The sequence below is a fragment of the Cohnella caldifontis genome, from assembly GCF_029360585.1.
GTDB lineage: Bacteria > Bacillota > Bacilli > Paenibacillales > Paenibacillaceae > Cohnella > Cohnella caldifontis.
This window is the reverse complement of the sequence record NZ_JAQZSJ010000038.1, coordinates 1-6446: the sequence shown is the minus strand read 5'-3', so window position 1 is coordinate 6446 and position 6446 is coordinate 1. Positions and strand designations below refer to the sequence as shown.

9 protein-coding genes are annotated in these 6446 nt (G+C 48.8%); 4 read left to right on the top strand and 5 right to left on the bottom strand.

Features of this window, described 5'->3' with window-relative positions; genetic code table 11:
• Positions 1-84: 84 nt before the first annotated feature.
• The 3 genes from PTZ19_RS25100 to PTZ19_RS25090 all read right to left on the bottom strand — a co-directional run bounded on the left by PTZ19_RS25100 (position 85) and on the right by PTZ19_RS25090 (position 2443).
• Positions 85-498 (bottom strand): hypothetical protein, encoded by a 414-nt coding sequence (locus PTZ19_RS25100; RefSeq protein ID WP_276358441.1) that lies wholly within the window; start codon positions 496-498, stop codon positions 85-87.
• Positions 499-1076: 578 nt separating this feature from the next.
• Positions 1077-1658: a CGNR zinc finger domain-containing protein gene (locus PTZ19_RS25095; protein WP_276358440.1), complete on the bottom strand. Its 582-nt coding sequence runs from the start codon at positions 1656-1658 to the stop codon at positions 1077-1079.
• Between the two features lie 44 nt (positions 1659-1702).
• Positions 1703-2443, bottom strand: a complete 741-nt coding sequence (locus PTZ19_RS25090; RefSeq protein WP_276358438.1) for an MBL fold metallo-hydrolase — start codon at positions 2441-2443, stop codon at positions 1703-1705.
• Between the two features lie 464 nt (positions 2444-2907).
• On the opposite strand from PTZ19_RS25090, the gene PTZ19_RS25085 reads away from it, so the two are divergent.
• From PTZ19_RS25085 to PTZ19_RS25345, 3 genes are all read left to right on the top strand, one after another.
• Positions 2908-3432: an AraC family transcriptional regulator gene (locus tag PTZ19_RS25085; RefSeq protein ID WP_276358436.1), complete on the top strand. Its 525-nt coding sequence runs from the start codon at positions 2908-2910 to the stop codon at positions 3430-3432.
• 149 nt (positions 3433-3581) lie between these two features.
• Positions 3582-4061, top strand: a complete 480-nt coding sequence (locus PTZ19_RS25080; protein WP_276358435.1) for a CBO0543 family protein — start codon at positions 3582-3584, stop codon at positions 4059-4061.
• The gene (locus PTZ19_RS25345; protein ID WP_339329361.1) at positions 4051-4524 is read left to right on the top strand and encodes a CBO0543 family protein; all 474 of its coding nucleotides are present in this window, start codon (positions 4051-4053) and stop codon (positions 4522-4524) included. Before PTZ19_RS25080 ends, PTZ19_RS25345 begins: the two co-directional genes overlap by 11 nt.
• Before the next feature lie 70 nt (positions 4525-4594).
• Here PTZ19_RS25345 and PTZ19_RS25510 read toward each other — a convergent pair whose 3' ends face one another.
• Positions 4595-4717: an S-layer homology domain-containing protein gene (locus PTZ19_RS25510; RefSeq protein WP_422615048.1), complete on the bottom strand. Its 123-nt coding sequence runs from the start codon at positions 4715-4717 to the stop codon at positions 4595-4597.
• On the opposite strand from PTZ19_RS25510, the gene PTZ19_RS25075 reads away from it, so the two are divergent.
• Complete coding sequence (locus tag PTZ19_RS25075) at positions 4706-5089, top strand: hypothetical protein (protein WP_276358433.1); 384 nt, start codon at positions 4706-4708, stop codon at positions 5087-5089. The two genes, PTZ19_RS25510 and PTZ19_RS25075, sit on opposite strands and share 12 nt — an antisense overlap.
• Positions 5090-5164: 75 nt before the next feature.
• On the opposite strand, the gene PTZ19_RS25070 is transcribed toward PTZ19_RS25075, so the two are convergent.
• Entirely contained in the window at positions 5165-6217 is a 1053-nt protein-coding gene (locus PTZ19_RS25070; protein WP_276358431.1) for a sulfite oxidase, read from the bottom strand.
• Positions 6218-6446: the final 229 nt, after the last annotated feature.

Genomic DNA, 6446 nt, shown 5'->3' with positions numbered 1-6446 from the left:
TAGCTTTTTGTTTTTTATACTGTCTACTTGACAGGGGTCAGTTCATTCAGTCGGCGGGTTTCGTGTTCTCCTCGGCAAGCTATGTTAGGATTTCTGATTTTTGCAATATTCTTTCAACAGCACGGCAAACGGATCCTTTTCAAATTCCAGCCTCTTCATGGCCTTCTCAATGGTCTTGTAACGCCCTTCCGCTCTTCTGTAAGGCGATTCGACAATCGCTTGAATTCCGCCGTATTGAAAGTTGCTGATCACGCCTTTATCGAGAAAGAAATTCGCGAAAGAAATGGCCATTTGTACTTCCCCCGCCTCGCCGCAAGCCGTCATGAACAACGTAACCAAATCGGGGTTAAATTGATCGACCGGAAAATGCTTGAATATTTCCAACCGATCATTGGGAGGGAGGTGGCCAAACAGCGTTTGGTCGGGGCCCGGCAAACCCTCATTTCGAATCATATAGTCGATAATAGTTTTCACTTCATTGGGAGCGTCTGACTGCATGATGATACCTCCATTTTGTAGGTGCGATTACCCGACCTCGACATGAAAAACTCCCCACGGGCCTTTATAATGAAGAATGCGATCAAATAATTCATTGGGATGGTCATGATAAAAATTAAAATCGATAATCGCTAACCCCTGATCATGTTGCAAGTATTCGATTAGGATCATCGATCGCATTTTGTTTGATTTGACCACGTACTGATATTGAAGTGGTACGCGTCTTTCCAGATGGGCTTCCAGATAGCCTCTGTCGATCATAAACTCCATTTCGGATAACGAAGACCTATCGAATCCTTCAAGTACAATATCATTTACATCATGAAACAGAATGTGAGTACAGTAATCCAAATAGGAAGCAAATGAGTCGGCGTCAAAACGGTCGATTTTTTCTGTGTCCGTAACCAGAATTCTTTTTATGATGATGACCTCTTTAAAGGATAGATTGGGCTGCGAAGCGGCACTTGTTCCTAAGCCCTTAGGACTACTTATATCATACTTTATCCTTATCAGGAAGATTTTAATTCGTATTTCTTTGCGTTGCGATTTCGTACAGCTGGTGATTCATACTCATCCCGTTACCTTCCCAACCGTTCCTTTTTCCGGGCATAGAAATCGGCCGCCTTCTGGCGATTCCCGCATAGGTCCATGCTGCACCAGCGGCGTTTGCCGCTTTTGGACGTGTCCACGAAATGGAGCATGCAGGACGCATGCTCGCATTTGCGGATCCGTTCCGGCGGATATTGAGACAGCGTATCGACCAGAGAACGCAGCACCTCATAACTTACTCGGTCCTCGAGGCTCCGCCCCTCATGAATGAGACGAGGAACGCCGTTCTCCCGCTCCATTCGGACATTCACGGCGAGCGCGCCGGACTCCTTCTCGAGTTTGGCAATGGTTTGGTCGGACAGGCGTCCTTCCCGGCGCAGATCGGAGAGCGCATCCACGCAAATGTCCCGAAGGCGGGTTAGCGTGTCGTGGATCGCGTCCCCTCCCGAGTCTTTCGGAAGTTCGCCTTGGAGCAAGCCGTTCCCTTCCAGCCACTGAACCGCGTCGTCCCGGTCCTCTAGAAGGTCGACTCGTTGATGGTCTTGCTGCACGATGGTATTGGCCAAATTGATCCATGTCGCCCCGCCGAGCGTGATGATTTTCGGTTCCATGGAAATTGTCCTCCGTTATCGGTCTGGTCTGTGGCTGACCCTGCTTATATTGTTATCGTCTCCGTTGCCTTCAGCATGCAGATCTTTACTTTGCCTTCCGCGGCTGCCGCCAGTCGGGCCGTAATATTCGGGGTCTCCTTGTAAATCGGCGGATGCTGCATCGTTCCATAATGGATGGGAACGAGGTTCCCCGCACCGAGAACGGTTGCCGCGGCGACGGCCTGCTCCGGCGTCAGGCAGATGGGCTGACCGCTGGCCGTCATCCCCGGAAGTTCCAGCACCGCGCCGTTGACCGGCAAGAACGCCGCATCGAAGGGTCCGTACTTCCGGGCGAAGCCCCACCAGTAACCGTGCCACAGCGTATCTCCGCAATGAATCACCTTGCGTCCTGCCCCCTCGACGATCCAGGCGACTTGAACGTCTCCGAGACCGTCGACGGAGGGCACCGCAGTCACCTTCACATCGTCCCCGATCACGTAAGGAATCCCGACTGCCGTACCCCTGACGTTCATTAATCCTGCCGCGCGAGCGTCGTCCGCCACTTCAGCCGGTACATATACCGGAATCCCCGCACCATAAGCCGCAATTATCGCATCCGGGTCGAAATGATCCTCATGCAGATGGGTAATCAGCACGGCATCCGCCTTCCCGAAATGTTCGAGCGGATACATCGGCTCCCGAGCGCCGCCGAACTCTTCTAAAATCCGGGTAATCGGATCGATGACGATCGCGGTGCCGCCTGCTTCCAGACGAACGCCCGCCCAAGGCAACTTTGCTATGTCCATTTTCCATCGCCCTCCGTTATAACCACTTTAATTTACATTTACCGGTTATTTGACTCCATCATACATGACGGAATTGTAACCTGTAAAGTGTATTTTTAGCGGTTATTACGACCACACTCGCCCGTCCCACGAAAAAAAACTCTAACCTTAAGCGGTTAGAGTTGACTTCGGATATCACATCAGTTGTGCTTTTCGAGCAGCTTCTTGATTCTATGCAAATCCTTCCGGTTCGCTCTTCTCATCATGAACGACATAAACGGGGTGAACGCCATGGAGAACCCTCTCGGATTTCCCCTGTTCCGCAAAGTCATTCGGGTTGCCCCGCTAAACAACCGAACATCGGTTTGTTTCGGGGCTGCCTTTTTTCTAGGTGGTCGGTACGGAAGGAAAATGGTGAGCATCCGTTGAATTAACATCTACCATCATGAAAAGCTGAGAAAAACTTAATGAAGGGGATACCCCAAATGGAAATCGTCAAATCGTACAGGCAGTCGATCCCGGAAGTCATATTCATCGGCAAGAAATATGGCGATGCCGATCGGGTGGACGGGATGTTCGGCTACCACTGGAAGCAATGGATGAATAACGGTTGGTTTCAGACGATCGAAGACGCAGCCGGGGGCAAGGAATCCTTGCAATCCTTATATGAAGATGGATCTTCGGTGTTGGGGTTTATGCGCTTTAAAAAAGGCGCTCCCTTCGAATATTGGATCGGGATGTTTGCGCCGCCCAATACGCAAGTGCCTGAAGGGTTCGACAGTTTAGCGTTAGGTGCTTTGAATTGCGGTATCTGCTGGTATCTCGGCACAGAAGACGAAATTTACGGCAAAGAACATCTTGCCATGGAACGCATCCAAGAAGAAGGCATGGAATTGCAGCCCGATGAGCAAGGGTATATCCATTTCTTTGAACGGTATAGTGAAGACCGGTTTGTTGACCAGGATGAGAAGGGAAGTAAAATTCTGGACATCGGTTTTGTAGTAAAATAGGCTTACACGATCCATACTAAAAACCAATTCCCTTACCGCATGCGGTAAGGGAATTGATATTCGTCTCCCGATTTCGCCGGAAGAATATTCGAGGGACTGTCTGGGAATGGATATAAGCAGGTTTGTTTGAAGGCAGGACGGATGGCACGATGGAGCGAATGATCCTGATTAGTATGTGGGGCATCGGCATTGTCGGTTTTATTTTGTTTGTTCCGCGAAAAAATAGGCGCGAAGGATCGTTGGCAGCACTTATATTTCAATCCATGATTTGGGGCTGTGATTTTCCTGCTTTTAAATATGGCTTGTTAAGCGCTCCTGTTCGTGAGTTTCCTGAAGCATCGGATCTTGCAATAACGATTAACTATTTCTTTTATCCCGTCATTTTTTCTATTTTTTATGTTCACCTTAGATTGAAAAGGAGTCTATGGTCTAAATTTTCGTCCTTCTTCTTATGGGTTTCTGCTCTTACTTTATTAGATATCACACTCGAGAAATATACAGATTTATTGCAATATGGACTCTTAACCTGGTATGGGATGTGGATTTACATTGGTTTTCTTTTCTTCATTAGCCTAGTTTGTTGTAATTGGTTCCTTAAGAAAAGCGGTGTTGGAACGAATGAATATTGAACGGTGGATATTGTTAGCAGTGTACGTAGTGGGTATAGGAATTCTGTTATTCATACCTAAAAATAAAATTCGGCTTGCGGTCGTGGCTTTTCTGTTTATGCGGGTCATTACTTTTGTTGCGGGGTTAGTGGCCGTTGAGTTAGGGTGGATTGAATATCCCGTTCGAATTTTTGCTTCCGTAAACCGAACGAGCTTCACGTATGAGTTTTTTGCGTTTCCAGTCATCAGTGCTGCCTTTAATGTGTGGTATCCCAAAGGTCGAAGCATTCGTAATCAATTGATTTATTATGTCGCATATAGTTCGACTTTGACTTCTCTAGAAATTCTTATCGAAAAGTTTACCAAATTAATACATTATATAGAATGGGAATGGTATCATACTTGGATTACCATAAGCGTTAGTCTTGTATTGGCTCATTTATTTTGTAAATGGTTTTTCGCTAAGACGAAAGAAGCCGTATAGAATAACCCAGACCTCATGCGCAAAGCGAAACGAGGCTGCCGATTGGCCCTCGCGTGTTGGAGCTCGATGTTTACGAACCGCTCTTCGCGTCCGATAGTTTCAGCAGCACCGTAACGGCCTCTGCCCGGGTCACTTTGCCGGAAGGATCGAATCGGTTTGCATTTCTGCCGGCAATCAGACCGTGTTGTTGAATGGCGCTTACCGCGCCTCTCGCCCACTCCGTAATTTCCCGATCGTCCGCGAAGCCGGTCGCCGCGCCCTGCTCGACACGAAAACCGTCACGATTGAGCAGAAAGAAAAGCAATCCCAAGTGGAGAGTGAATTGGCTTTTATGAAAGCAAGTCAAACGACAAAAGAAGGATCGGTTGAAACGAGCTTTACCTATATCCGATTGGTACAAAAACCTTACATACCCCAGACCGGCCAGAGTGCCCCGGCAAGTATGGCTGTCCAAAACCCCGAAAAATTGATGGAGTGGAAAGTATATCAACTTAACGATTATGTTAGCTGGTTTCAAAAAGAAATCGATCTTTATTTGTGGGAGACCCGCGGCTTCGTCAATTGAAATGACCTATGGGACAGCCCCTTACAGGGTGGAGGCGAGCGCGGCGGGGCAAATCCGCTTTCGGATATGAGCACTTCACTCTATTTTGACGTTTACGGTGGAATAAGCGTTATACCCGTATCCTTTCCTGTTCCATCTTGCTTCTGCAGGCTGTATGAATCCGGCTGAATCCGCGGCTTTGGACATCAACGTATAATCTCCTTGTTCGAAGGCGGCCCATGCATACGTCCAGGTGACCCACCCATACGGATCCCGCGTTCCTTGTATGGTTGCCTGCTCCCAACGCTTTCCCCCATCCGTGCTGACTTCGACTGTGGTAATCCTCCCGTTTCCCGTCCATGCCAAACCGTGAATCCGATGCGTCCCCGCCTTCAACACGCTATAGTTTATCGGTTGCTGGATAATGGAATTGACGTGGATTGCGGTTACGGGGGTTTTCCCCTCATCGCTGTTCTTTTCCGGAAAATACATATAATCCGACTCTTGAAAAGGACCTTGAAAATGATGTCGGATCGCCGTGATCTTTCGAAGCCACTTCACGGAAGCCATCGCGTACCACTGGGGAACGATTAACCGAAGCGGATAACCGTGCTCAAACGGGATCGGTTTCCCATTCAACTCATAGGCGATTATCGTATCCGGGTGCAGCGCCTTATCCAACGGAAGGCTTCTCGCGAAAGTGAACGTGCCTTCCTGACCGGTACGTTTTCCGCTATCGGTTCCTTCAAACACGATTTCCTTTGCCTCCGCGGAAAGTCCCGTCCATTTCAGCAGATCTCTTAACGGGACTCCTCTCCATACTCCCTGGCTGACGGCTCCTCCCTCCCATTGCTCCCCATAAACTTCCGGCTGAAAGCGGGATCTATTGTTTCCCGAGCACTCCATAACAACGGCGATTTCTTTGGATGGCATTCGGAGCAAGTCTTGGGAATGGAAAGTCAGAGGCCGCATCACCTCTCCGCTAACGGGAAGCAAGAACGACTCCCCTGTGATTGCCGGATAAGGAAAATGGTTTCGGCGGAAAAAGTACGGTTCCGGGGTTATCGCCGCGGAGAGGAAATGAATCGGACTTTCTTGATTTTCCGGGATTAAACTTCGCGTAATCGGATAGGGCTTAATGTCCGGCATCTTGCAATGCCCCCTTATATGGCCGATATTCGGGTTTTACCACGGTAAATTTCTATTCATCGTATGGATGATTTCCCCGAATATGCCTTGCAATCGCCACTGAAACCATCGATGGGTTAAGGGTGAAGACCTCCTATCAACCGTGCCGAACGCAGCGCGCCGGCATCAATCAGTTCCTTCAAACACGTCAAGTCTTCCGCGCTTTCCTTCATGGATTCGCCGACCACCT

Coding starts and splice junctions, on each gene's coding strand:
- PTZ19_RS25070 (WP_276358431.1), bottom strand. CDS start 6,217: ATGCCGGACATTAAGCCCTATCCGATTACGCGAAGTTTAATCCCGGAA.
- PTZ19_RS25100 (WP_276358441.1), bottom strand. CDS start 498: ATGCAGTCAGACGCTCCCAATGAAGTGAAAACTATTATCGACTATATG.
- PTZ19_RS25345 (WP_339329361.1), top strand. CDS start 4,051: ATGAATATTGAACGGTGGATATTGTTAGCAGTGTACGTAGTGGGTATA.
- PTZ19_RS25080 (WP_276358435.1), top strand. CDS start 3,582: ATGGAGCGAATGATCCTGATTAGTATGTGGGGCATCGGCATTGTCGGT.
- PTZ19_RS25095 (WP_276358440.1), bottom strand. CDS start 1,658: ATGGAACCGAAAATCATCACGCTCGGCGGGGCGACATGGATCAATTTG.
- PTZ19_RS25085 (WP_276358436.1), top strand. CDS start 2,908: ATGGAAATCGTCAAATCGTACAGGCAGTCGATCCCGGAAGTCATATTC.
- PTZ19_RS25090 (WP_276358438.1), bottom strand. CDS start 2,443: ATGGACATAGCAAAGTTGCCTTGGGCGGGCGTTCGTCTGGAAGCAGGC.